The organism is Pseudoduganella sp. UC29_71, from assembly GCF_042693265.1.
Classification (GTDB): domain Bacteria; phylum Pseudomonadota; class Gammaproteobacteria; order Burkholderiales; family Burkholderiaceae_D; genus Rugamonas.
Map to the genome: position 1 here is coordinate 6498325 of NZ_CP170549.1, position 25945 is coordinate 6524269.

Consider the following 25945-nt stretch of genomic DNA (forward strand, 5'->3'; position numbering starts at 1 on the left):
GCGCGGCTGATCGCGCTGCCCGTGGCGACCAGTGGCGGTTAGGCGCTGCGGGTGGCCAGGGCGGGGGAGATGGAGGCCGCGCGCCAGGCTGGGCCGTAGACGGCGATGATGCCCAGCGCCCAGAACACGCCGGCGCCCGCCAGCATGTAGCCGGCCGGCAGGCGTGCCATTTCCAGCTTGCTTACCAGCAGCTGGTTCAGGCCCAGCGCCAGCAGCACGCCGGCCGTCACGCCCACGCTGGTGATGAGGATGTTCTCGGTGATGAAGTAGCGCAGGATGTCCACACGCCGCGCACCGAGCGCGCGCCGCACGCCGATCTGCTTGCGGCGCTGCGTCACCCACAGGCTGGCCATGCCGACGATGCCGCTGGCGGTGATCAGCAGCAGCAGCGCGCTCACCGTGATCAGCATCCACGACAGGCCGACGTCGGCGCGGTAGCGGTCCTTGCGGTCGCCTTCCAGCGTCTTGGACTTGACCACCACCTGGTTGTTGCCCGCCTTGCGCAGCGCTTCCTCGGCTTCCTTCATCACGCGCTCGCGCTGGCCCGGCTCGGCGCGCACCGTGTACATGGAGTAGTTGTCGCCGGTCAGGCGCACCGGCACGATGCTGGTGATTTCGCCGCTCGCGTCCACCTGGCCTCCGGGCGACTGCAGGCGCTCGACCACGCCCACGATGCGCGCCGGCCGGCCCTCGGGGCCGATGCCCATGTAGATGGTCTTGCCCACGTAGCTGGTCGCGTCCGGCCACGCTTTTTCGCCCAGCGCCTTGCTGATGATGATGATGATGGGCTGTTCCTTGCTGGTGTTCTGGTCGATCTCCATCACGTCGGCGTCATTGAAGTCGCGGCCTTCGACCAGTTTCAGGCCCCAGGTCTTCACCAGCGAATCCGGCGAGATGTAGTAGGCCGTGTTGGCCGTTTCCTTGTCCTGCTTCTGGCTGACGACGAAGCTGTTGTAGCTGCCCGAGCGCGACAGCGGCACCTGGTTCACGTCGGCCACCGACAGCACGCCCGGCACCGCGCGCAAGGTGGCCGCCTGCGCCTTTTGTATGGCCAGCTGTTCCTCGTGGCCGCTCTCGCGCAGGCTGCGCACCTGCAGGTGGAAGATGTCGTTCTCGGCCGCCACGCCGGTCGGCCGCGCGGCCACCGCCTGGCGGATGTTCACGATGTGCAGCGCGTTGGCCAGGATGGCCAGGCTGAGCGCCACCTGCACCGCCACCAGGATGGGGCCGGTCTTGTTGCGCATCAGCGCGGAAAAGATGGGACGGATTTCCATGGTTGTCCTCACTGGGATTTAAGTTGCAGGGCAGGCGTCACCTGGCAGGCGCGCCAGGTCGGCAGCAGGCCGGCCAGCACGGCCGAGGCCACCGCCATCAGGAAGGTCGCGCCCATCATGAACCAGTCCATGTGCGCCACGACGGTGAGCTGCTTGGACTGCATGGCGATCAGGGCCAGCGCGCCGAAGGCCAGCAGCAGGCCGAGGATGCCGCCGGCCAGGCCGACCACCGTGGTCTCGATCAGGAACTGGCTGAAGATTTCCTTGCGCGAGGCGCCCAGCGCGCGGCGGATGCCCACTTCCGGCGCGCGCACCGAGAACTTGGCCAGCAGCAGGCCGATGGTGTTCACCAGGCACAGCACCAGGAAACCGAAGGCCAGCCAGGCCGACAGCTTGTTGTCGTTGCCCACCACCTTGAGGAATTCCAGCCACTCGCCCACGTTGTACAGGTGGGTGGGCGCGTTGCGCTTCAGCCGGCCCAGCTTGTGCTGCTCGGCGGCGTAGGCGTCCAGCCAGTTCTGCAGCGCGGGGCGGTCGGCGGCCGAGTGCATTTCGATCCAGCCCTGCAGCCAGGTGCATTCGGACTTGAGCAGCGCGTCGAAGCCCGGGTCGCGGTAGGCGCTGCAGCTCATGCTGCCGTTGTGGCCGTACTGGTGGCGGATGGCGGCGGCGAACGGGATGTAGAACTCGTCCTCGCTGCCGAAGGCGCCCGGGCCGCCGATGATGCGCACGTAGCGCGGCACCGGGTTCCAGGTGTCGTACACGCCGGTGATCTGGTACTCAAAGCCCATCAGCGTCACGCGCTGGCCCACCGGATCGGCGTCGCCGTACAGCTTTTCGGACAGCTTGCGGCTCAGCACCACCACGTCGGCGCCGGCCGCGTCGTGCGCTTCGCTCCAGGCCTGGCCGTACAGGAAGGGCACTTCGAACATGGCGAAGAAGTCGCGCGTCGGCGCCAGGCCGCTGACGTTGAACACGTTCAGGTCCTTGCGCGCCGGTTCGATGGGACCGGCCACGCCGTACATCACGGTGCGGCGGTCGCCCTGCTTGCTGGCGACGATGTTGGCCGCGTCGATGTAGGACAGCTGGCGGTCGTTCGGCTTGTCGCCGGGGGTGTAGCCTTGCAGCGGGCCGTTGTCCAGCAGCGGCACGAACAGGCGGTCGCTCTTGGACGGGATCGGGTCGCCGGACATCACGTGCAGGATGGTCAGCGTGGCGATGCTAGCGGCCACGCCCACGGCCAGCGTGAGCACCATCAGCGCGGTCAGCGCCGGGTTGCGCCGCAGGCTGCGCACGCCGAGCAGGAAGTAGTAGGAGAACATGGGCGCGCTCCTTATGCCTGCACCAGGGTTGGCGCCTTGCGCACCAGGTCCGACACCTGGCCGTCGATGATGTGCACGTTGCGCTGCGAACGGACCGCCAGTTCGGGATCGTGCGTCACCATCAGGATGGTGGTGCCCTGCGCATTGATTTCCTCCAGCAGCTCCATCACGCCGCGCGCCATGGCGGTGTCCAGGTTGCCGGTCGGTTCGTCGGCCAGCAGCAGCTTGGGCGAGCCGGCCAGCGCGCGCGCGATGGCCACGCGCTGCTGCTGGCCGCCGGACAGTTCGGCCGGGTAGTGGCGCATGCGCGAGGCCAGGCCCACCTTGGACAGCGCGTCCTCGATGCGCTCCTTGCGCTCGGCGGCGTTGAAGCCGCGGTAGCGCAGCGGCACGTCCACGTTGTCGAACAGCGACAGGTCGGGAATCAGGTTGAAGCCCTGGAAGATGAAGCCCAGCTTTTCGTTGCGCAGGCGCGAGCGGGCGTTGTCGTCCAGGCCCTTGACGTTGGTGCCGTCCAGGATGTATTCGCCGTCGGTGAACTCTTCCAGCAGGCCGGCGATGTTCAGGAAGCTGGTCTTGCCGGAGCCGGACGGGCCGGTCACGGTGACGAATTCGCCCTGCTTGACGTTGATCTCGAAGCCGCGCAGCGCGTGGGTTTCGATCATGTGGGTGCGGTAGACTTTGCTCAGGTTTTGCATGCGCAGCATGGATGGCCTCTTAAAAAATATTATTGGTTGATCGAGACGCGGTCGGCGTTCTCGAAGGTTTCGGTGCCGGCGACCACCACCTTGTCGCCCTGTTTCAGTCCACTCAGAATTTCCACCGCCGTCACGCTGGTCGCGCCCAGCTTGATCGGCGTGCGCACGGCCACGCCGTCGCGCAGCACGTAGGCGTAGCGGCCGCCCTCGGACTCCACGAAGGAGCCGCGCGGCAGCATCAGCACGTTCGGTTTTTCGTCGATCAGCAGGCGCGCGCTCACGCGCTGGCTCTGGCGCAGGCCTTCCGGCTGCTTGCCGTCGAAGCGCACGCGCGCCAGCACCTGGTTCTTCACCACTTCCGGCGACAGCGCCGACAGCTTGCCCATGGCCTTGCCTCCGCCCACCTGGATCTCGGCGCTCATGCCCAGGCCCAGGTCGGCCACATAGGTCTCCGGCACTTCCACTTCCACTTCCAGCGCCGACAGGTCCACCAGCGTCATCAAGGGCGCGTTGGCCGGCACCACGCTGCGGTTCGGCACCGACAGGGTGCCGATAAAGCCGTCCACCGGCGCGCGCACGGTCAGCTCGTCCACCTTGCGCTGGGCGTTGGCCAGGTTCAGCTTCTGGCGTTCCAGCTGGGCCGACTTGGTCTTCAGTTCCAGCATCACGTTGTCGTTTTCCAGGTCCGCCGCCTGCGCCGCGTGGCGGGCGCGGATCTCGGCCGCCTGCAAGGCGTCCTTGGCCTTCTGGTAGTCGATCTTGGCCACCACGCCCTCATTGGACACGCTGTCGTAGCGTTCCAGCGTGCGCTGCGCGGACAGGCGGTCGATCTCGGCGGTGTCGGCGTCGCGCTTGGCCAGCATCTTCTGCTTGCGCGCCAGGATCTGCTGGCGCGCCACTTCGGCCGCCAGTTCCTGGTAGGTGGCCTGCTCGCGTTTCAGTTCGTCGGTGAGGTCGGGCGATTCCAGGATGGCCAGCACGTCGCCTTTCTTCACGGTGTCGCCGGCGTGCGTCTTGAGCGTGACGGTGGACGGGGAGGTGGAGTACAGCGTGGGGCTGACCGCCGCCACGATGCGGCCGTTGACGGCGGCGTCGCGTATCAGGGTGCCGCGCGTGACGTCGGCGATGCGCAGCCGCGCCGCGCTCACCGAATGGCTGCTGCCGGCCCAGTTGCCGTACAGCGCGGCGCCGCCTGCCACCACCGCCACGGCCACCGCCAGCGCGACCAGCTTGCGCTTCAGGTTCCGGCCCGGCGGCGGCGCGATGACGGTGTCTTGGTGGGAGGTGTCTCGTATCATGGTCGTATGCTTATGAAAAATGTAAGCACGTCAATGCAGAAACCATGCCAGCCTTGCTTACGCCGCTAAGTGTTTGATTTGGAAGGGCTGGACAGCTTCTGTCCGCTGTCCGCCTGTCCGTGCCTGTCCGGGGCGGACAGGCTGCCCGCGTGCAGATGTTTGCGTTAAACATAACGTCGTTTCCAGCCACCATGATGCTGATTCGTATCGGCTGTAACGCACTGTATCCGCGCAGGAAACACAAAATGGTTGCGCATAACATTCGATGTTAGAAAATGTTGACAAGCCCGACAAAACGCTCCTACACTGATAAAAGCAGCATCAAAAAACACCAGGAGACGAAGATGATCAAGCAGCACGGAAGGCACGCCGCCCAGGCGCGCAAGCAGGTGGTATTGGGTCTGACGGTAATGGCCAGCGTCATTGCACAGGCATATGCACAGGAGGCGGCCACGGCGCCGGCCGCGCCGGTAGCGGCAGCTGCCGAGCCGGTACAGGACAGCGGAGCAGCGCTGCAAACCGTGAAAGTGACGGGTTTCCGCAACAGCTTGATCTCCTCGGCCAAGGACAAAAAGGAATCCGTCGGTTTCCAGGATTCCATCAACGCCGAAGACCTCGGTAAATTCCCCGACAAGAACATCGCCGAATCGCTGGCCCGCGTGCCGGGCGTGGGCGTGAGCCGCGACGTGACGGGCGAGGGCATGACGATCCAGATCCGCGGCCTGGGTTCCTCGTTCACCAAAATCCTGCTGAACAATTCGCCGGTGGCGGTGGCCTCGTCCGGCCCGATCGACGGCGCCAACACCAACCGCGAGGTCGACCTCGACCTGCTGCCGACCGACCTGTTCACCAAGCTCACCGTCAGCAAGAGCCCGACCGCAGGCCAGATCGAAGGCGGCGCCGCCGGCGTGGTCAACCTGCGCAGCGCGCGCCCGTTCGACAAGGAAGGCCGCCAGACCTCCATCAGCCTGACCGGCACCAAGCAGCAGATCGCCGACAAGGCGGGCGGCCGCGGCACGGCCATCTGGTCGAATACCTGGGACGGCAAGTACGGTATCCTGGGCGGCATTTCGTTCTCGCGCCAGGAAGCGCGCACCACCGGCTTTGAAACCGTCGGCTGGACCAACCCCAACCTGACCGCAGCGCAAAGCAGCTCGCCGACCCGCAACAACACCGGCGGCGGCAACTGGACCATCCCGGCCACCGTGCCGGCCGGCGCCGGCAACGGCCTGGTGACGGGCGCGCCGATCGACCAGGCCTTCCTGCTGGCCCACAATCCGGGCCTGACCATCCAGCAGATCGACAACGCGATCATCCCGCGCCTGGGCCGCACCATGGAATACTACGGCACCAAGGACAAGATCTCGGCGGTGCTGTCGGGCGAATACCGTCCGACCGAGAACCTGCACTTCTACGTCGACACCATGTACAGCAAGAAGGACGACGACATGCAGCGCAACGCCTACACCTGGGCAGTGCGCAACAATGCCGGCATCCCGCTGAACATGCAGGTCGATAAGACCGATTGCGCCAACGGCTGCACCGTCACTTCCGGCACCTTCGCCAATGCGCTGAACTTCATCGAGTTCGGCCCGCGCCACGACAAGGTGGACCTGCTGGGCATCAACCCGGGTGCGGAATGGAAGATCACGCCGACGCTGGCGCTGGACGTGGCAGGTAACTACAACCGCAGCCGCTTCACGCACGAAGCGCCGACGGTCATGCCGATCACCGCGCCAAACAGCGGCAACACCGTCACCTACGCCAACAGCGGCGGCGTGCCGACCATCACCTCCAGCCTGGACCTGAGCAACCCGGCCAACTACCAGTGGACCGGCGGCCGCGTCAACATCCAGAACGAGCTGCGCGAAACCGAGACCAAGGGCTTCCACACCAACCTGGCATGGGGCGACAAGAAGCTGACCATCAAGGGCGGCTTCGCCTGGGATGACATCGACCGCACTATCCGCGCGCAGGACAACTCCGCTGCGTGGCAGGCTGCCGTCTGCGGCAACAACCCGACCGTGTTCCTGCAAGGCCCGAACGGCGCGCCGCCATGCAACGGCGCCAGCACGCCGGGCGCCAGCGCCGCCGCGCTGTATCCGGGCTACGGCACCGGCTACACCGCGGGCCAGACCGCGCCGCTGACCTACCAGGGTTCGCTGATCACCAACGCCGCGCTGCCGGGCTACCTGGTGCCCGGCCCGTACGGCAACCTGGCGCTGGACTGGGATCGCTTCCGCAAGGATTCGAACTACGACTACTACAACAGCACGGCGCCGGATTCGGGCGCGTCGTCCACCGGCGCCAGCGCCGGCTACATCCGCGAGAAGACCAAGGCCGTGTACATGGAGGCGAGCGGCGAACTGGCGCCGGCCGGCTTCAACACGCGCTGGAACGTGGGCGTCCGCTACGTGCGCACCAACCAGCAGGTGGGCGCGCTCAACTCGCAGTCCGATCCGCGCAATGCCAACCTGCCGCTGAACGGCAGCAAGTATCCGAACATCAGCTCGTGGGTGTACCAGGATACCGACTACAGCAACACGCTGCCGTCCGGTACCATCGCCGTCGACCTGCGCAAGGACATCGTGTTCCGTGCCGCCGCGTCGCGCAGCATGACCCGCGTCGATCCGAACGCACTGCGTCCGGGCATCAACTTCTCCGGCGTGTCGGCCGATACGGGCACCATGGGCAACCCGGCCCTGAAGCCTTACCTGTCGGATAACATCGACCTGGGCCTCGACTGGTACACCGGCCGCGAAGGCTATGTCTCGCTGACCGGCTTCCAGAAGCGCGTGAACGGCTTCACGGTGCAAGAAAACATCAGCATGCCGTTCAGCGCGCTGGCGCAGTACGGCATCAACTACGGCACGCTGATCCCGACGCAGCAGCAGGCGATCGATTCGCGCGGCGGCCCGGACGTGGCGCAAGTGGTGATGACCCGTCCACGCAACGCCGACGGCATCCTGCGCATCCGCGGCCTGGAACTGGGCTGGGTGCAGCCGCTGGATAAGATACTGCCGATCAAGGGCTTCGGCTTTAACGAGACGCTGACCCTGATCAACCAGAAGGCCAGCGGCGAAGGCTCCAACGGCTTCATCGCCCTGGGCGTGCCGAAGAAGACCAACAACTTCAGCGTGTACTACGAGAACCACGGCTACATGGCGCGCTTCATGCACACCTACTCGCAGGGCAGCCAGGTGGCGACGGCGAACCAGAGCGGCATCACCGCAGCGGCGCTGTTCGGCGACACGTACAAGCAGTGGGACTTCTCGTCGGCCATCGAGCTGGACCAGGTGTTCGACCGCGAAGGCCTGCCATCGCTGACCTTCGACATCGTGAACCTGAACAAGGCCAAGCGCCGCGGCTACTTCCAGTTCCCGAACGCCACCATGTCGCAGTACGATCCAGGCCGCACCTTCGCAGTCGGCCTGCGCATGAAGTTCTAAGCGAAAGGGCCGCATGAACCCTCGCTTCCCGAAGCGATGGCGGCCTGCTGCAACCCTGGCGGCGATGCTCCTCGCATCGCCCGCCATGGCCGCGGCCAGCGATGCACCCGTGCCGCATTTGCGCAAGCAGGGCACGGCCGTGCAGCTCATCGTCGACAACCAACCCTTCCTGGTACTTGGCGGCGAGTTGCACAACTCCTCCGCCTCCTATCTTCCTTCGCTTCAAAAACTGTGGAAACCGCTGCAAGAGGCAGGCGTCAATACCGTGCTGGCTCCGGTGCAATGGGACCAGGTGGAACCGCAGGAAGGCCGCTTCGATTTCACCGTGCTGGATGGCATGCTGAAACAGGCGCGCGCCAGCAACAGCCGGCTGATCCTGCTGTGGTTCGGCGCCTGGAAGAACTCCATGTCAACCTATATGCCGGCCTTCGTCAAGCGCGACCAGCAGCGCTTTCCGCGCGCGCGCAACCGCGCCGGCGAGGCGCAGGACATCCTGTCGCCGTTCAGCGCGGCCACGCTGAAGGCCGACGCGGCAGCCTTTGCGGCCATGATGGCGCACCTGAAGCAAACCGACCCGCAGCGCACCGTGCTGATGGTGCAGGTCGAAAACGAAATCGGCATGTTGCCGGACGTGCGCGACTACAGCGCGCCGGCCAACGCGGCCTTTGCCGGCCCGGTGCCGGCGCAGCTGACCGCCTACCTGGCCGCCAACCGCGCCACCCTGCACCCGATGGTGCGCAAGCTGTGGGAGAGCCACGGCGGCCGCAGCGCGGGCAGCTGGGGCGAAGTGTTCGGCGACACCATCGAGGCGCAGGAAGTCTTCCAGGCCTGGTACTACGCCGCCTTCACCAGCGAGCTGGCAGCGGCCGGCAAGGCCGCGTATGGCTTGCCGATGTTCGTCAACGTGGCGCTGAACCGGCCCGGCAAGAAGCCCGGCGAATACCCGAGCGCGGGACCGCTGCCGCACCTGTTCGATATCTGGAAGGCGGCCGCGCCGGCGGTCGACATCCTGGCCATCGACACTTACTTCGCCAACTTCACCGAGTGGGCGCGCCAGTTCAAGCGCCCGGACAATCCGCTGTTCGTCCCCGAGGGCAACCGCATCGGCCGTCCGGAACTGGGCGCCAACGCCTTCTTCTCGATCGGCGAGCTGGACGCCATCGGCTATTCGCCTTTCGGCATCGAGGACATCGAGCGCGCGCCCAACGATCCGCTGCGCGGCGCCTATGCGCTGCTCAGGCAAATGACGCCACTGATCATGCAGGCGCAGGGCCGGGGCGTGATGCGCGGCTTCAAGGCCAGCGTGTCCTACGACGGCGTGGTCGATCCCGCGCCGGCCAAGGTCGCGCTGGGCGGCTACCAGCTTGAGGTGAGCCTGGCCAACCAGTGGGGCAAGACCGAGAGCTTGGAATTCGAGGCGCGCGGCGGGCTGGTGGTGCAGACCGGCGACGATGAATTCGTCGTCGCGGGCAAAGGCCTCACCGTCACCTTCCGCGATCCGGACGGCGCCACGGTGGCCATCGAGAAGGCCACCGAAGGCCATTTCAAGGACGGCGTGTGGCAGGAAGAGCGCTGGATGAACGGCGACCAGACCCACCAGGGCCGCCACATCCGCCTCGACGGCGAGCGCTGGTCCGCGCAGAAGGTCAAGCTGTACAAATTCCGCTAAGCGCGGGCGGCGATGACGCTGCGGATGACGGGCTTCAGGCGTTCCGGAGCAGTTCACGCGCCGGGTGGGGCGATCCGATTCCTGATCTGGGGCGGCGCACGGCGCCGCCGCAGCCAGAGCAGGGTGAGGCCGTACATGAGCAGCAGCATGCACAGCCAAGCCACGTAGACCACCGCCAGCGAGGGCTGGTACCCGGCGGGGATGCGGGGCACGGGGCCGTTGAATTCGGGCGCGGCGCCGAAACGCCAGTGGAAGTAGATGTTACCCAGCAAGTGGATCAGGGCCACATGCACGGTATAGAAGAACAGCGGCGTGCGGCCGAACAGCTGCACCCAGCCAACCGGCCGCACGCGTTCGAACGCTGCCAGCAGCGCCAGGCCGATGCTGCCCGTCACCAGCAGGTATTGCAGCGACGGCGGGTATTTGTGCACGTGCACGAAGGCCATCAGGTCGAACATCCAGCCGCGCCCCTGGGCCGACCAGGGCTCGGGATCGCCGTACACATTGGCGGCGCGCAGCAGCAGAAAGGCCAGCAGCAGCCCGCCGGCCGCGCCCAGCAGGCGGCGCTGGCGCTGGCGGGCGGGAACCCCGGCGCCGAACCACGGTCCGATCGCGTAGCCGGCCGCCATCAGCCCCAGCCAGGGCAGCAGCGGATAGACGACCAGGATGCCGAAGGTTTCGCTCAGCGGGTGGTAGCCGCCCTGGTGCAGGGCCTGCCAGGCCAGGCCGCCGGGCCGCCAGGCGTCCAGCGTGTTGTGCCCGCAGATCAGCAGCGCCGCCACCGACGCGACTGCCCAGCGCGGCAGCCACACCAGGACGGCCAGCAGCAGCATGCCCATGCCGAGCGCCCAGATCACCTGGAGCACGATGAGGTTGTAGCCGAACTGCCAGCTGAAATTAATCCATGTCACTTCCAGCAGCACCAGCAGCAGGCCGCGCGTGGCCAGGTGGCGCGACAGCGCGCGCAGCGCCGGCCGCCCGGGTCCGGCCGCATCGCTGCCGGCACTTCTTGCCCCGCGCAGCCAGGCCGAGGTGCCGGCCAGCAGCACGAACACGGTGGCGCACAAATGGGTGATCCAGCGGGTCCAGTACCAGGCCGGCGTGGTGGCCGCCAGGTCTTCCGGCGCGAACCCTGTCGGACCGAAAAAATCGCGCGTGTGGTCCAGCGCCATCAGCACCACTACCACCCCGCGCAGCATGTCGATGGCGGTGAGCCGGGCGGTGGCAGTGGTGGTGGTCGCGGTCATGGGGCGGCGGTGCGCGCAGTCAAGCCGATCAAAGGAATATGCAGTCAGTCGGCTTTATTAAAGCACGTTTTGCCCGGCCGTCCAACGTCTTGCCGTGCGCGCAGCGCTCAGTCCTGCTTGAGCGGCTTGTTTTTGTCGATCACTTCGCGGCAGTCGCCCTTGATGATGGCGTTGTCGTAGTTGGTCCAGCCGTAGCTGTCCACGTAGCGCTTGTGCTGCTTGAATTTCGGATTCAGGAAGCTCCAGTCGAGGCGCTCGCCCTCGTAGCGGATGTCGGCCATGTCGAGCATGGTGTGGAACATGTTTTCCGTCGCCAGCCGCGCCTTCTTGTGCTTGATCAGCTGCTGCACCTTGTCCGGGTAGCGTTGCTGGTACTGGTCCGAGTACCAGACGAAGGCGGGCACGTGGAATTCGAATTGCGTGTTGTGGCCGTGGAAGGCCAGGCGGCAGCTGCCGTCGTACAGGGTCTGGCCGTGGTCGGCCACGTACAGCATGGAGGCGGCCACCTGCTTTTCCTTCAGCGTGCCGATCACCTGCGACAGGAACCAGTCGGTGTAGAGGATGGAGTTGTCGTAGCTGTTGTTGAGTTGCGGCTTGATCTTCAGGTCGGTGTAGGCGGGCTTGTTGACGCCGTACAGCGAGGGCTGCCACTTGTCGAACTCTTTCGGGTGGCGCTGGCTGTAGTTCCAGTGGCTGCCCAGCGTGTGCAGCACGATCAGCTTTTTCGGCGCCGGGTCGGCCAGCGCATGCTTGAGCGGGTCGAATAGGATCTGGTCGAAATTGGAGTTGTTGGTGAAGCCGCCCAGGTTCAGGAACTGGATCACGTCCGCCTCTTTGGCGAACACGGACACCGGCGTGTCGAACTGGCCGAAGGAGATCTGGTTCGACAGCCAGTAGGTCTTGAAGCCCGCTTCCTTGTACGCGGTGATAAAGGATTTTTCGGCGAAGCCGTCCTTCAGGCTCTGCATGGCGGGCTTGCGCGAGATGATGACCGGCACCGACAGCCGCGTGGCCGAGACGGACGTGATGACGTCGGGCAGCACCACCAGGTTGCCTTCCTTGCCCAGCAGCGGGTTGGTCTCGCGCTCGTAGCCGTTCAGGCTCCAGCGGTCGTAGCGCGACGATTCGCCCAGCACCACCACCACCACTTGCGGCTCGCCATTGCCTTCCGCCTGGCGCGCCTTGAAGGTGAAGCTGCTGCTGCGGCGGCCCAGCTCCGCCAGGTGCTGGCGCTCCTTGTAGAAGTCCACGCCGCGCGCCATCAGGCCGAAGGGCCAGGTGTTGCCGAAGGCGGCGAAGTCCACCGGCACCTTGGCCCACCAGGCCAGCGGCGCCAGCTTCCAGCCGCTGCGGGCGGCGGGCGGCACGGCGCCCGTTTCCGAGGCGCTCGCTTCGTCTTCCTCTTCCGCGTCTTCCACCTCGGCCGAGGCGCCGTCGCCAAAGCCGGAGGCGTGCACGCTGGCCGCCCCGGACGAGGCCGGCGCTGCCGAAGCCGATGCGGACGCATGCCGGGGCTTGCCCGCCACGCCGAATTCCCAGCCGTAGGCCGCCACGCCCGCCAGCACCGCCACGATGGCCAGCGCCACCCAGCGCGACACGTCGCGCCAGGCCAGCGCGCGCGACTTCACGGCCACGTACCAGCTCAGGCCGAACCAGGCGACCACACCCACCAGCACCGCCGCCATCAGGTACACGGTGCGGCCGAGGAATTCCATCGCTTCCTTGGGGCTGGTCTCGGCAATAATGCCCAGGTGGTGGGTGGAGATGCCCTGGCCGTAGTAGACGATCAGGTAGACCTCGGTGGGCAGTGCCAGGAAGGCCGGCAGCAGCAGCCAGTGGAACCAGGCCGGGCGCTGGAACACGGCCCACACGGCCACCCAGGCCACCACTTCCATGCCCAGCGTCTGCCACGGCGCCTCCACCGGCTTGCCCAGCAGCAGGGGGATAAAGGGCACGGCCGACAGGGCCAGGTAGCTCAGCAGCAGGAAAGCCCGGGCGGCCGGTGAGCCGGCGGCGGTAGGAGGAGGGGCGGGGCGAAACAGAAGACGCATGACACGGAAAATGAAAAAAAGTTGCCCATTATCCGGCCCTTTGCGCCGCGCGGCGAGCGCTTTATGCACGGCCGCCCGCCCCCGGCCCGTGGCCGCCTAGCAGAGCTGGCCGTGGAACGGGTCGCTGACGGTGCCGGCGCGGTAGTCGATGCCGCTGAAGGCGGCGTACTGCGCCAGCGTGCGCTCGCTGCCCAGGCCGTAGGCGCCGGGCAGGCCGTCGCCGCACAGCAGGCGCTTGAGGCGCTCGGCCGCGCGCACCGTCAGGTAGGCGCCGCTGAAGGCGCGCAGGCGGTCCACTTCGCCGTGCCAGTGGTGGCTGTCGTGCGGCGTGTTGGGCGCCTTGTACAAGTGGTACAGCGGCACGTGCAGCGGGTGGTAGATGTCCCAGCCGCGCGTCCAGGCGCGCACGGCCAGGCTCTGCTCCTCGCCGTGGAAATAGAGATAGGGGTCGTACGGCACCTCGTCGACAAAGCTGCCGTGGCAGAACACGAAGCCGCCGGCGATATGGCAGGCCGGCACCGGCCGGTCGGTGAACAGGTGCTTGGCGATGAAGCGCAGCACCACGTCGCCGCCGGGCGTGAGCGGGGTGTCCGGGTGCGGCCGCAGCACCAGCACGGTCTTGCCCTCGGGCGGCGTATAGTGCGGCACGCCGTCCACCATGTCGAAACGGTAAGGGTAGGTGCTCAGCACCGGTTTCGGCGCCAGTTCCAGCAGCTGCGTGTGCTGGCGCCGCAGCGACTCGTCCCAGCCCGGCTCGAAGCAGGTGTGGGAATCGATCTGCAGCAGGTACTGCTCGCCGTCGTATAAAGAGAAGGCCAGGTTGCGTGCCCAGCTCACGCCCAGCGTGTCCTGCACCTGCACGTGCACGTAGCGGATCAGGCCGGCGAACGGCAGCGTGGCGATGGCGGCGCGCTGGCTGGCATAATGCTGGTCCACCACGGCAAAGCGCAGCCGCTCCGGATGGGCGGCCTTGGCCACCGCTTCATGGAGCGTGAAGAACAGCATGGGGTCCAGATAGGACGCCAGGCTGACGAGGATATTCTGGTTCGCCATGGTGGAAATGGTAACAGTTTCCATATTGCACGTATGCTGCCGAAATGCCGCAAAGGCCAGCCTCCCGGCGGCGAAAGGGTTTGACTGGCAGTGTTTACCAGTCTATACTCGCGAGTTCTCAATTTATTCTGCGCATCGTATACGCATTTTGCAGGCCGCTCCTGGTGGGTGGCTGTTCGTGCCCCGGTGCTGCAATTGGGACTAGGTTTTAGCCCCCGGACGCCTGTCCGGGTCGTCAACGGTAGTAATTTTGTTGGATTAAGAACGATGCCAACCATCAATCAACTGATTCGCAACCCACGCGTATCCGCTCGCGTGAAGAGCAAATCGCCGGCGCTGGAAAACAGCCCGCAAAAACGTGGCGTTTGCACCCGTGTGTACACCACCACTCCTAAGAAGCCTAACTCGGCACTGCGTAAAGTTGCCAAAGTGCGTCTGACCAACGGTTTCGAAGTGATTTCGTACATCGGCGGTGAAGGCCACAACCTGCAAGAGCACAGCGTTGTTCTGCTGCGCGGCGGTCGTGTAAAAGACTTGCCGGGTGTGCGTTACCACATGGTTCGCGGTGCACTGGATACCCAGGGCGTTAAAGACCGTAAGCAAGCTCGCTCGAAGTACGGTACCAAGCGCGCTAAAGCAGGTAAGAAGTAATCAAGCAATACAAGTTTCACCTGGTGGCAGCTAACTAAGTGAATGTATCGGTCGAACTGACCGAGTAAGTGGACCACTATGATGGTGATCCGCGAGCTGCGGAACATATCGCCGCAAGCTCAACTGAAGATTGAAAGGAATTGATATGCCACGTCGTCGTGAAGTACCCAAGCGCGAGATTCTGCCGGATCCAAAATTCGGCAACACCGATGTCGCCAAATTCGTTAACGTGCTGATGCTGTCGGGCAAGAAGTCCGTCGCTGAAAACATCATCTACGGTGCTTTCGAGCACATCGCCGCCAAGTCCGGCAAAGACCCGCTGGAAGTGTTCGCTACCGCGATCAACAACGCCAAGCCGCTGGTTGAAGTGAAATCCCGTCGCGTCGGTGGTGCAAACTACCAGGTGCCGGTTGAAGTCCGCCCAGTGCGCCGTATGGCTCTGTCCATGCGCTGGCTGCGCGAAGCTGCGAACAAGCGCAGCGAAAAATCCATGCCACAACGCCTCGGCGGTGAGCTGATGGAAGCGGCCGAAGGCCGTGGCGGTGCGATGAAGAAGCGTGACGAAGTGCACCGTATGGCTGAAGCGAACAAGGCGTTCTCGCACTTCCGCTTCTAATAAAACTGGCCGGAATCTTGTTCCGGCCGTTTAATCATTTGTTCGAAGCCGGGCTCATTTTGGAAAAAATGGCGTCCGGTTTTGTCCATTAAAAGATTTAGGATCTATTATGGCCCGCAAGACCCCCATCGAGCGCTACCGCAACATCGGTATCTCCGCTCACATCGACGCTGGTAAGACCACCACCACCGAGCGCGTGCTGTTCTACACCGGTGTGAACCACAAGATCGGTGAAGTGCACGACGGCGCCGCCACCATGGACTGGATGGAGCAGGAACAAGAGCGCGGCATCACCATTACTTCCGCAGCGACCACCTGCTTCTGGAAGGGCATGGCGAACAACTTCCCTGAGCACCACATCAACATCATCGACACCCCGGGCCACGTTGACTTCACCATTGAAGTTGAGCGCTCGATGCGCGTGCTGGATGGCGCTTGCATGGTTTACTGCGCAGTGGGCGGTGTACAGCCACAGTCGGAAACCGTATGGCGTCAGGCTAACAAGTACAAAGTGCCACGTCTGGCCTTCGTCAACAAGATGGACCGTACCGGCGCCAACTTCTTCAAGGTCTACGAGCAGATGCGCGCTCGCCTGAAGGCCAACCCGGTCCTGATCCAGATCCCGATCGGCGCTGAAGACAACTTCAAGGGCGTGATCGACCTGGTCAAGATGAAAGCCATCATCTGGGACGACGCTTCCCAGGGCATGAAGTTCGACTACGTCGATATCCCTGCTGAGCTGGCCGCATCGGCCGCCGAGTGGCGCGAGAAGATGGTTGAAGCCGCTGCCGAAGCGAACGAAGACCTGATGAACAAGTACCTGGAAGAAGGCGACCTGACCGAAGCCGAGATCAAGAAAGCGCTGCGCGACCGCACCATCGCTTCCGAGATCGTTCCTATGCTGTGCGGCACCGCCTTCAAGAACAAGGGCGTGCAAGCCATGCTGGACGCCGTGATCGAATACCTGCCATCGCCAGTCGACATCGACGACGTGACCGGTACCGACGAGCACGAAGAGCCTGCATCGCGCAAAGCAGCCGACGACGAGAAATTCTCGGCGCTGGCCTTCAAGATCATGACCGACCCGTTCGTCGGCCAGCTGGCCTTCTTCCGCGTGTACTCCGGCGCCATCAACTCGGGCGACACCGTGTACAACTCGGTCAAAGGCCGCAAAGAGCGCCTGGGCCGTATTCTGCAGATGCACGCCAACCAGCGCGAAGAGATCAAAGAAGTGCGCGCCGGCGACATCGCCGCTGCGGTGGGTCTGAAAGACGTGACCACCGGCGAAACCCTGTGCGATCCAGCGTCGATCATCGTGCTGGAACGCATGGTGTTCCCTGAGCCAGTGATCCAGCAGGCTGTTGAGCCGAAGACCAAGGCCGACCAGGAAAAAATGGGTCTGGCACTGAACCGTCTGGCGCAGGAAGATCCGTCGTTCCGCGTGAAGACCGACGAAGAGTCGGGCCAGACCATCATCGGTGGTATGGGCGAGCTGCACCTGGAAATTATCGTTGACCGCATGAAGCGCGAATTCGGCGTGGAAGCGACCGTCGGCAAGCCACAAGTGGCTTACCGCGAGACCATCCGCAAGGTCTGCGAAGAAATCGAAGGCAAATTCGTCAAGCAATCCGGTGGCCGCGGCCAGTACGGCCACGTGGTTCTGAAGATCGAGCCGCAAGAGCCAGGCAAGGGCTTCGAATTCGTGGACGCGATCAAGGGCGGTACCGTTCCTCGCGAATACATCCCTGCAGTAGAAAAAGGCGTGCGTGAAACGCTGCCTACCGGCGTGCTGGCCGGCTACCCAGTGGTGGACGTGAAAGTGACGCTGTTCTTCGGTTCGTACCACGACGTGGACTCGAACGAAAACGCGTTCCGCATGGCTGCTTCGATGGCATTCAAGGACGGCTGCCGTAAAGCGGCTCCAGTCATCCTGGAACCAATGATGGCAGTGGAAGTGGAAACGCCGGAAGACTACGCCGGTACCGTGATGGGCGACCTGTCGTCCCGCCGTGGTATGGTGCAGGGCATGGACGAAATCCCAGGCGGCGGCGGCAAGATCATCAAAGCCGAAGTGCCTCTGTCGGAAATGTTTGGTTACTCGACCACCCTGCGTTCCGCAACGCAAGGCCGTGCAACCTACACGATGGAATTCAAGCACTACTCGGAAGCGCCTAAGCACGTGACCGACGCAATCGTGACTGCTAAAGCGAAGTAAAATAACGGATTGACTGGCCGAGGGGCGATCCCCCCGGCCAGGCAACTTTAAATCTTGTTCTAAGGAAGAATAAAATGGCAAAAGAAAAGTTCGAGCGGACTAAACCGCACGTCAACGTAGGCACCATCGGTCACGTCGACCACGGCAAAACCACCCTGACCGCAGCTATCGCTACCGTTCTGTCGAAGAAATTCGGCGGCGAAGCCAAAGCATACGACCAGATCGACGCTGCACCGGAAGAAAAAGCACGCGGCATCACCATCAACACCGCGCACGTTGAATACGAAACCGCCGGCCGTCACTACGCTCACGTTGACTGCCCAGGCCACGCCGACTACATCAAAAACATGATTACCGGTGCTGCGCAGATGGACGGCGCGATCCTGGTTTGCTCCGCAGCTGACGGCCCAATGCCACAGACCCGCGAGCACATCCTGCTGGCGCGCCAGGTTGGCGTTCCATACATCGTTGTGTTCCTGAACAAGTGCGACCTGGTCGACGACGAAGAGCTGCTGGAACTGGTTGAAATGGAAGTGCGCGAGCTGCTGTCCAAGTACGAGTTCCCAGGCGACGACCTGCCGATCATCAAGGGTTCGGCACGTAAAGCACTGGACGGCGACACCGGTCCTCTGGGCGAGCAGGCCATCATGGCCCTGGCCGACGCACTGGACAGCTACATCCCTACGCCAGAGCGCGCAGTGGACGGCGCCTTCCTGATGCCAGTGGAAGACGTGTTCTCGATCTCGGGCCGCGGCACCGTGGTGACCGGTCGTGTTGAGCGCGGCATCATCAAAGTCGGCGAAGAAATCGAAATCGTTGGCATCACCGACACCGTCAAGACCACCTGCACCGGCGTGGAAATGTTCCGCAAGCTGCTGGACCAGGGTCAAGCCGGCGACAACGTTGGCCTGCTGCTGCGCGGCACCAAGCGTGAAGACGTACAGCGTGGTCAGGTTCTGGCGAAGCCAGGCTCGATCAAGCCGCACAACCACTTCACCGGCGAGATCTATGTTCTGTCGAAAGACGAAGGCGGCCGTCACACCCCGTTCTTCAACAACTATCGTCCACAGTTCTACTTCCGTACGACTGACGTGACCGGTTCGATCGAACTGCCAGCGGACAAAGAAATGGTTATGCCAGGCGACAACGTGTCGATCACCGTCAAGCTGATCAACCCGATCGCGATGGAAGAAGGTCTGCGCTTCGCAATCCGCGAAGGCGGCCGTACCGTCGGCGCCGGCGTGGTAGCCAAGATCCTGGGCTAATCCCTAGTGTCTGACAAAAAGGCAGTGCCGTTCGCGGCGCTGCCTTTTTTTGTCGCAGGGACGAGCATGGCCGCCGTTTTGGTGCTATGATCTCGCCTCTTAGCTGTACAGAGTTCACTTATTGCCGTGCGCGCCCGCGCCGGTTCGTTCTTTTAAGGAATTAACATGTCCGCACCAAACCAAAAAATCCGTATCCGCCTGAAAGCTTTCGACTACAAGCTGATCGACCAGTCCGCTCTGGAGATCGTTGACACCGCGAAGCGCACCGGCGCCGTGGTAAAAGGTCCAGTACCTCTGCCAACCCGCATCCAGCGCTACGACGTGCTGCGTTCCCCGCACGTGAACAAGACCTCGCGCGACCAGTTCGAAATCCGCAGCCCACCAGCGCCTGATGGACATCGTCGACCCAACCGACAAGACCGTTGACGCGCTGATGAAGCTGGACCTGCCAGCTGGCGTGGACGTAGAAATCAAACTGCAATAATTGATTTCGGCCAGGCGGCGGCCCAACAGCCTGCCGCCAGCCCACTGGGGCCGGGACCTGCACACGCAGCTCCCGGCCCCAGTGCCGTTTACGTCCCCGTATTCGCCCGGCGGCGCGCGCCGTAGCCGGCCACCGCCAGCCCGGCCAGCAGCATGGCCCAGCTGGCCGGTTCCGGCACCGGGCTCACTTCCAGCAGCACCGCCTGGCACAGGCCGGTGGACTGGTGGCAGCCGGTGCCGGCGATCTGGCCGTGCTCGTTGATGGCGGACGCGGCCACGATGGTCCAGTCGTTCCCGTTCACCAGCCTGGTGTTCAGGTCCACCGCCGCGGCGCCGTCGAACAGATAGGCCCACGAGTCCGGCGAGCCGCTGGCCCAGCCGGTGCCGACCGCCAGGCCGCTGTTGTTGACGTCGTTCAGGAACAGCTCGCGGTTGGGCAGCGAGTACAGCGTCATAGTGCCTTGCGCATCGCGCAGGAAGGCGCCGCCCAGCAGCGAGGAAATGGTGTAGTAGCCGCCCACCCAGCCGCTGTCATTGATCGCGAAGGCGCCGCTGCTGCCGGCAAAGTTGCCAATCAGGCTGTAGCCGCCGTTGGCGAATTCGGCCGCCTTATAGCCGCTGCCCGTATTGACCGCCCCCGCCACCGTGCCGCTGTTGTTGATCTCGTAGGCGATGCTGCCGCCAGCCTGCGGCGCCAGCAATTGCGCGCCGCTGCCGTTGTCGATGAAGGCATGGGATGCCGTGCCGTTGTAGTTGCCGGCCATGACGCCGGTATCGTTGATGGCGCTGAGCCGGATGGCGTGGTAGCCGGCCGGCGGCGGGTACAGCGTAAAGCTGCCGTTGGCGTAGCGCAGCGCATTGTTGACGCCGGGCGGCACGCGGGTATCGCCCAGCACGGTGCCGCCGTTGTTAATGGCACCGAACGCGGTCGACTCGGCGCCCGGCACGCTGTGGCTGCTGTAGCCGCCATGCTGGTAGATGAAGCCGGACTGGGCGCCGCTGTAGCCGACGATGGCGCCGGCGTTGTTGATGTCCTGCGCGTAGCTGCCGGCGGGCGCGATGGGGATGACGGTGTAGCTGGGGACGGCATGGGCCAGGGTGGCACCAGACAGCAGGAGCGCCGCCAGGCAGGGTTGGACTCTCTTCACGCTATTCTCCTTGGAAAAGCTGCGGAAACGAAAACCGGTGAGGCTCCGGACCCGGAGCCGTATCGCATTATCGTTAAGCCGCTGCCGGCTTGGCGCTACCGTGCCGCTGCTAAATGATTGTTGCGTGCGGCGCTGCCGGCTTGCGGCCCAGCAGGTGGGACAGCTTGCGCAGCGCGCCTGCCAGGCGCGCGCGCTCGCGGATGCTGCCCAGCGAAATGCGGATGGCGTTGGGAGGACGGGCGCTGTCGTCGAAGGCGCCGGACGCGGTGACGGCCAGGCCCTCGGCATGCGCGGCCTGGACCAGCTGGCCGGCACCCCAGTAGTCCGGCAGCGTCAGCCAGATGTGGATGCCGCCGGCGCTGCCGCCTGCCGCCGCGCTGCCCGGTGCGAACTGCAGGCCGGCCAGGATCTGCGCCGCCAGTTGCTGGCGCGCCTGCGCCTCCTCGCGCACGCCGGCCAGCAGGCGCTGCGCGGTGCCGTCGTGTATCCATTGCGTGACCAGCGCGCTGGCCAGCGGGGAGGGCATCAGCATCAGGGCGCGCAGCGCCTGCAGGAAGCGCTCGCGCACCTGCGCGTCCGGCAGCAGCACGAAGGCGGTGCGCAGCCCGGGCGCCAGGCATTTGGACAGCGTGGAAATGTAGTAGACGTGGCTCGGCGCCAGCCGGGCCAGCGGCGGCGGGGCGCCGGCGCCGGCCCCTGCCAGCAGCCAGTAAGGGTCGTCCTCGATGATGGCGGCGCCGCAGCGGATGGCCGTCTGCGCGAGCGCGCGGCGGCGCTGTTCCGGCATGGTGCGCGCCGTCGGATTCTGCAAGGTCGGGTTCAGGTAGACCAGGTGCGCACGGTGCTTCCTGCTGGCTTCTTCCAGCGCCTCCGGCCGCATGCCGGCCTCGTCCACGTCCACCGCCACCACGCGCCGCCCCAGCTGCGCGGCGGCCGAACGCAGGCCGGGGTAGATGGCCGGCTCGGACAGGATCACGTCCCCCGGCCGGGTCAGTGCCAGGATCAGCGCCGCCAGCGCAGACTGCGCGCCCGGGCAGGCCACGATGTGTTCCTCGTCCACCGCGCCGAACATGGGCGCCAGCCAGATCGCGCCCGCCGCGCGGTCGGCCTGGCTGCCGCCGCCCAGCTGGTAGCTCATCAGGAGGTCGCTGTCGGTGCGCATCAGCACTTGCGACAGGCCCTGCTTCAGCATGTCGTCGAAGTCCACCCCGGCCGGCGGCGGCGGGATGTTCATGCTCAGGTCCAGCATCGGCGCCAGCTCCACCTTGGGCGCGGAGGCGTAGGTGCCGGCCGCGCCCTTGCCCTCCACCAGGTGGCGGCGCTTGGCCTCGTCGTAGGCGCGCGTAACGGTGGTCAGGTCCACTTGCAGCCGCGCGGCCAGGCTGCGCTGCGGCGGCAGGCGGTCGCCCGGCTGCAGGCGCCCGTCGGACAGCGCGCGCTCGATGAAGTCCGCGATCTGCAGGTAGCGCGGGCCGCCATTCGGATGGAATGCCCCCAGCCAGGCCAGGTCTTGTGTGGGTAATATCCGGGACATTTTCTCGATGTATGGAGTTTGCTGCAGACTAGCCTGCATTAAAGGAAAATTATCTCCCCAAACCGGCAACGCTGCTGCCCGTGCTTCCCGCATTCAGTCCAGGGTGGACTTTGGGGACGGGCGGCGGTAGAGTCTGCGGGTGTTGAACTTGTGGATTTGCTATGGCGAGAACTATCCTGGTCGTGGAAGATGAGCAGGCGATCGCGGACGGCATCGCCTATGCGCTGCGCACCGACGGCTTCGCGCCGCTGCATGTGACGCTGGGTGAACAGGCGCTGGCGGCCATGCGCGGGGAGGGCGGCGGACCGGTGCCGGAACTGGTGGTGCTCGATATCGGCCTGCCGGATATGAGCGGGCTGGAAGTATGCCGCCGCCTGCGCCAGTTTTCCGATGCGCCGGTGATTTTCCTGACCGCCCGCAGCGATGAGATCGACCGCGTGGTGGGCCTGGAGATCGGCGCCGATGACTATGTGACCAAGCCGTTCTCGCCGCGCGAACTGGTGGCGCGCATCCGCGTCATTCTGCGCCGCATGGCGCCGCCGGCGCCGCGCGCCGTGGATGCTGCCGCCGGCAACGGCGCGCACCACGCCGCCGCGCAGCCGGGCGCCCCAGCCGCCCCTGCCTCGCGCCAGGTGGCCGGCCTGGAGCTGCGCGCGCTGGAGGCGCGCATTCTGTACTGCGGCCAGGCGCTGGACCTGACGCGCTATGAATACCTGCTGCTGAAAACGCTGATCGAGCATCCCGGCCATGTGCTGTCGCGCGCGCAGCTGATGGACCGGGTGTGGACCGGCGCCTCCGATACGCTGGACCGCACCGTGGACGCGCACGTGAAATCGCTGCGCGCCAAGCTGCGCGCCGTCGCCCCCGACGCCGACCCGATCCAGACCCATCGCGGCTTGGGCTACAGCCTGGCCTGCGCATGAAGATAGGCCTGCGCATCCTGCTGGGCTACTTCCTGGTGGTGGGCCTGGCCGCGTGGTTCTTGCTGAATGTGTTCATGGCGGAGGTCAAGCCCGGCGTGCGCGCCACGCAGGAGGATACGCTGGTGGGCACGGCGCACATGCTGGCGGCGGTGGTGGCGGGCGACATGCGGGCCGGCACGCTGCAGTCCTCCGGCGTGCTGGCGCGCCTGCAGGATGCGCTGCGCGGCACGATCCGCGCCAACGTCGGCGGCATCGACCGGCACCGGCTGGATTACCGCGTCTACATCACCGACGCCCGGGGCATCGTGCTGTTCGACAGCGAGGGCCGCGACGTGGGCAAGGACTATTCACGCTGGAACGACGTCTACCTGACGCTGCGCGGCAAATACGGCGCCCGCAGCACCCGCTCCGATCCCAACGACGAGGACAGCACCGTGATGCACGTGGCCGCGCCCATCCTGGACCAGGGCCAGGTGATCGGCGTGCTGACCGTGGCCAAGCCCAACGCCAGCGTGCAGGCTTTCGTGGAGCGCAGCCAGCAAACCATCCTGCGCGGCGGGGCGGTGCTGCTGGGCTTGTCGCTGCTGATCGGCCTGGCCGTCACGTCCTGGCTGGCGCGCGCGCTGGGCAAGCTGATGGCCTATGTGTCGGCGGTGGAGGCGGGGCGCAAGGTGGTGCTGCCGGCATTGGGCAAGAGCGAGATCGGCACCCTGGGGCGCGCGCTGGAGGCCATGCGCGCGCGGCTGGAGGGCAAGGAATACGCGGAGCAGCTGATGCACACGCTGGCGCACGAGCTGAAGTCGCCCATCGCGGCGATCCAGGCGTCGGCCGAACTGCTGCAGGAGGAGATGCCGGAGCAGGAGCGGCGCCACTTCCTGGGCAATATCGTCAGCCAGAACGCGCGCCAGAAGCAGTTGATCGACAAGCTGCTGGCGCTGGTGCGCGTGGAGCAGCAGCAGCGGCTGGAGGCGACCGAGAGCGTGGAACTGCATGTGCTGGCGCGGCAGGCCGGCAATGACTTTGCCGGCGCCCTGGCTGCCGCCGGCGTGACGCTGGAGTATGCCGACGCGCCGCGCGATGGGAACGCCGGAGTCGATGCGGGAGCCGGCGCGGCCACCGGTGCGGGGGCGCTGGCTGGCGGGGCCGGCGTGCCTGGCGCAGGCGTGCCGCTGCTGGTGCGCGGCGATGCGCTGCTATTGCGCCAGGCGCTGGGCAACCTGCTGGACAACGCCATCGGCTTTTCGCCGCGCGGCGGCGTGGTGCGCATCGCGCTCTGGCGCGGGACGGACGACGTCGGCATCGAGGTGTGCGACCAGGGGCCGGGCGTGCCTGCCTACGCGGCGGACCGCCTGTTTGAGCGCTTCTATTCGCTGCCCCGTCCCGGCGGCGGCAAGAGCACCGGCCTGGGCCTGCCTTTCGTGCGCGAGGTGGCCGCGCTGCACGGCGGCACGGTGAGCGTGGCCAGTGCGCCGGGCGGCGGCTGCTGCGCGCGGCTGGCTTTGCCGCTGCCGCTTGCCATCTAGGCGTACTTCACCGTCACTGCACACAGAACGCATCATCGCTTCGTCTGCGCTTTCTAGACTGGCCGCTTTCTCAACCAAAGGAAGCGCCATGCAAAAGAAGTTGCTTATGAAGGTCTGCATGATTGCCGCGCTGATGCTGCTGCTGTGCATCCCGCTGCTGATGATACAGGCCACCGTCCGCGAGCGGATGGCTTACCGCGACGATGCCGCCCGCAGCATCGCCGAGGACTCGGTCGGCGAACAGACCGTGATCGGCCCGGTGCTGGTCATCCCCTACACAGAAGAAATTGACACCCGCACAGGCGGCGCCGGCGACGAGCCGCAGCGGATCAAGACCGCCACCGCGCGCCGCCTGCACCTGGTCTACCCGGACGAGCTGAAGGTGGGCGGCAACGTCGGCACCGAACGCCGCTACCGGGGCATCCACCAGGTGCTGGTCTACAACGGCCAATACGAGTTCAGCGGCGCCTTTACCTTGCCGCAGGCGGCCGAACTGCCGCGCAGCGGCGGCAATGCGCGCATCGCGGCGGTGGGGCGGCCCTATGTGTCGCTGCCCATCGCCGACGTGCGCGGCGTGCGCGCCATTCCCAAAATCAGCTGGAACGGCGCGCTGCTGGAATTCGGGCAGGGCGCGCTGCTGGGCGCCTGGCAGAGCGGCATGCACGCGATGCTGCCGCCGGATACGCTCGCGTCGGCGTCGGCGCCGGTCAAGTTCAGCTTCAAGCTCAACCTGGCCGGCATGGAGCGGCAGCACTTCGTGCCGGTGGGCCGCAACAACGTGGTGGCGCTGACCTCGAACTGGCCGCATCCGCAGTTCGGCGGCCGCTTCCTGCCGGAAGACCGCGCCATCTCCGAGGCCGGCTTCAACGCCACCTGGCGGGTGCCGTCGCTGGCGTCCAACGTGCAGCTGCTGCTGGCGGCGCAGGCGCAGGAAGGCTGGAAGGGCGGGGCGGCGCCCGCGCCCGGCAGCCCGGCTGCCGCCGCCGCGGCGCACGCGGCGCTGGTGCGCGGGACGGACGGGCCGGCCGCCAGCCCGGGCGGCGCGCGGCTGGACGCGTTCAGCGTGGCCTTCGTCGAGCCGGTCAACATCTACAGCCAGGCCGACCGCGCCAGCAAGTACGGCCTGCTGTTCGTGGCGCTGACCTTTGCCGCCTTCTTCGTGTTCGAGATCCTCAAGCGCCTGCCCATCCACCCGGTGCAGTACGCGCTGGTGGGGCTGGCGCTGGCGCTGTTCTTTCTGTTGCTGCTGGGCCTGTCCGAGCACCTGGACTTCGCGCTGGCCTACCTGGGCGCCAGCGCCGCCTGCATCGGCCTGCTGTCCTATTACCTCGGCTATGTGCTGCGCGACCGCTGGCGCGGCCTGGCCTTCGGCAGCGGCCTGATCCTGCTGTACGGCGCGCTGTACGGCCTGCTGATCTCGGAGAACAACGCCCTGGTGCTCGGTTCCCTGCTGCTGTTCGCCGTGCTGGCGGCGCTGATGGTGGCCACCCGCAAGGTCGATTGGTACCAGATTGGCAATTAAACCC

18 protein-coding genes and 1 pseudogene are annotated in these 25945 nt (G+C 65.6%); 10 read left to right on the top strand and 9 right to left on the bottom strand.

Translation table 11 applies throughout. The features are described 5' to 3' along the window. Positions 1–38: 38 nt before the first annotated feature. From ACFJI2_RS29005 to ACFJI2_RS29020, 4 genes are read right to left on the bottom strand one after another with little or no spacing between them, the layout of a single operon-like run. A complete protein-coding gene (locus tag ACFJI2_RS29005) occupies positions 39–1274 on the bottom strand; it encodes an ABC transporter permease (RefSeq protein WP_377702947.1) in 1236 nt (411 codons plus the stop codon). An 8-nt stretch (positions 1275–1282) separates the two neighbouring features. After that, entirely contained in the window at positions 1283–2596 is a 1314-nt protein-coding gene (locus ACFJI2_RS29010) for an ABC transporter permease (protein ID WP_377702948.1), read from the bottom strand. An 11-nt stretch (positions 2597–2607) separates the two neighbouring features. Then, complete coding sequence (locus ACFJI2_RS29015; RefSeq protein ID WP_056392531.1) at positions 2608–3303, bottom strand: ABC transporter ATP-binding protein; 696 nt, start codon at positions 3301–3303, stop codon at positions 2608–2610. 20 nt (positions 3304–3323) lie between these two features. Continuing rightward, the gene (locus ACFJI2_RS29020) at positions 3324–4592 is read right to left on the bottom strand and encodes an efflux RND transporter periplasmic adaptor subunit (RefSeq protein WP_377702949.1); all 1269 of its coding nucleotides are present in this window, start codon (positions 4590–4592) and stop codon (positions 3324–3326) included. Positions 4593–4936: 344 nt separating this feature from the next. Here ACFJI2_RS29020 and ACFJI2_RS29025 point away from each other — a divergent pair, with 344 nt between their 5' ends. Next, entirely contained in the window at positions 4937–8041 is a 3105-nt protein-coding gene (locus ACFJI2_RS29025) for a TonB-dependent receptor (RefSeq protein ID WP_377702950.1), read from the top strand. Positions 8042–8105: 64 nt separating this feature from the next. Continuing rightward, a complete protein-coding gene (locus ACFJI2_RS29030; RefSeq protein WP_377702951.1) occupies positions 8106–9710 on the top strand; it encodes a DUF5597 domain-containing protein in 1605 nt (534 codons plus the stop codon). A gap of 53 nt (positions 9711–9763) precedes the next feature. Here ACFJI2_RS29030 and ACFJI2_RS29035 read toward each other — a convergent pair whose 3' ends face one another. The 3 genes from ACFJI2_RS29035 to ACFJI2_RS29045 form a co-directional block, all read right to left on the bottom strand. Then, on the bottom strand, positions 9764–10957 hold the full coding sequence (locus ACFJI2_RS29035) for a DUF1624 domain-containing protein (RefSeq protein ID WP_377702952.1): 1194 nt from the start codon (positions 10955–10957) through the stop codon (positions 9764–9766). Positions 10958–11064: 107 nt separating this feature from the next. Beyond that, positions 11065–13008 carry a phosphoethanolamine transferase gene (locus ACFJI2_RS29040; protein ID WP_377702953.1) on the bottom strand — a complete coding sequence of 648 codons (1944 nt, stop codon included), beginning with the start codon at positions 13006–13008 and terminating at the stop codon, positions 11065–11067. A 96-nt stretch (positions 13009–13104) separates the two neighbouring features. Beyond that, positions 13105–14085: a GlcNAc-transferase family protein gene (locus tag ACFJI2_RS29045; RefSeq protein ID WP_377702954.1), complete on the bottom strand. Its 981-nt coding sequence runs from the start codon at positions 14083–14085 to the stop codon at positions 13105–13107. 243 nt (positions 14086–14328) lie between these two features. On the opposite strand from ACFJI2_RS29045, the gene rpsL reads away from it, so the two are divergent. From rpsL to rpsJ, 5 genes and pseudogenes are all read left to right on the top strand, one after another. After that, positions 14329–14712 (top strand): 30S ribosomal protein S12, encoded by a 384-nt coding sequence (gene rpsL / locus ACFJI2_RS29050; RefSeq protein ID WP_107869949.1) that lies wholly within the window; start codon positions 14329–14331, stop codon positions 14710–14712. A gap of 145 nt (positions 14713–14857) precedes the next feature. Next, complete coding sequence (rpsG, locus tag ACFJI2_RS29055; protein ID WP_008444271.1) at positions 14858–15328, top strand: 30S ribosomal protein S7; 471 nt, start codon at positions 14858–14860, stop codon at positions 15326–15328. Between the two features lie 109 nt (positions 15329–15437). Continuing rightward, the gene (fusA, locus tag ACFJI2_RS29060) at positions 15438–17543 is read left to right on the top strand and encodes an elongation factor G (RefSeq protein WP_132133187.1); all 2106 of its coding nucleotides are present in this window, start codon (positions 15438–15440) and stop codon (positions 17541–17543) included. A gap of 74 nt (positions 17544–17617) precedes the next feature. Further along, complete coding sequence (gene tuf, locus ACFJI2_RS29065; RefSeq protein ID WP_107869898.1) at positions 17618–18808, top strand: elongation factor Tu; 1191 nt, start codon at positions 17618–17620, stop codon at positions 18806–18808. A 165-nt stretch (positions 18809–18973) separates the two neighbouring features. Continuing rightward, positions 18974–19292: pseudogene (rpsJ, locus tag ACFJI2_RS29070) on the top strand (30S ribosomal protein S10). Between the two features lie 88 nt (positions 19293–19380). Here the strand turns inward: rpsJ and ACFJI2_RS29075 are convergent. Both ACFJI2_RS29075 and ACFJI2_RS29080 read right to left on the bottom strand, forming a co-directional pair. Then, positions 19381–20439, bottom strand: a complete 1059-nt coding sequence (locus ACFJI2_RS29075; protein WP_377702955.1) for a PEPxxWA-CTERM sorting domain-containing protein — start codon at positions 20437–20439, stop codon at positions 19381–19383. A gap of 109 nt (positions 20440–20548) precedes the next feature. Then, a complete protein-coding gene (locus ACFJI2_RS29080) occupies positions 20549–21973 on the bottom strand; it encodes a PLP-dependent aminotransferase family protein (RefSeq protein WP_377702956.1) in 1425 nt (474 codons plus the stop codon). Positions 21974–22134: 161 nt separating this feature from the next. On the opposite strand from ACFJI2_RS29080, the gene creB reads away from it, so the two are divergent. The 3 genes from creB to creD all read left to right on the top strand — a co-directional run bounded on the left by creB (position 22135) and on the right by creD (position 25941). Further along, on the top strand, positions 22135–22896 hold the full coding sequence (creB, locus tag ACFJI2_RS29085) for a two-component system response regulator CreB (protein WP_377702957.1): 762 nt from the start codon (positions 22135–22137) through the stop codon (positions 22894–22896). Beyond that, positions 22893–24419, top strand: coding sequence for a two-component system sensor histidine kinase CreC (gene creC / locus ACFJI2_RS29090; RefSeq protein WP_377702958.1), 1527 nt, complete (start codon positions 22893–22895; stop codon positions 24417–24419). Before creB ends, creC begins: the two co-directional genes overlap by 4 nt. Positions 24420–24507: 88 nt before the next feature. Further along, positions 24508–25941 carry a cell envelope integrity protein CreD gene (gene creD, locus ACFJI2_RS29095; protein ID WP_377702959.1) on the top strand — a complete coding sequence of 478 codons (1434 nt, stop codon included), beginning with the start codon at positions 24508–24510 and terminating at the stop codon, positions 25939–25941. Positions 25942–25945 lie beyond the last annotated feature (4 nt).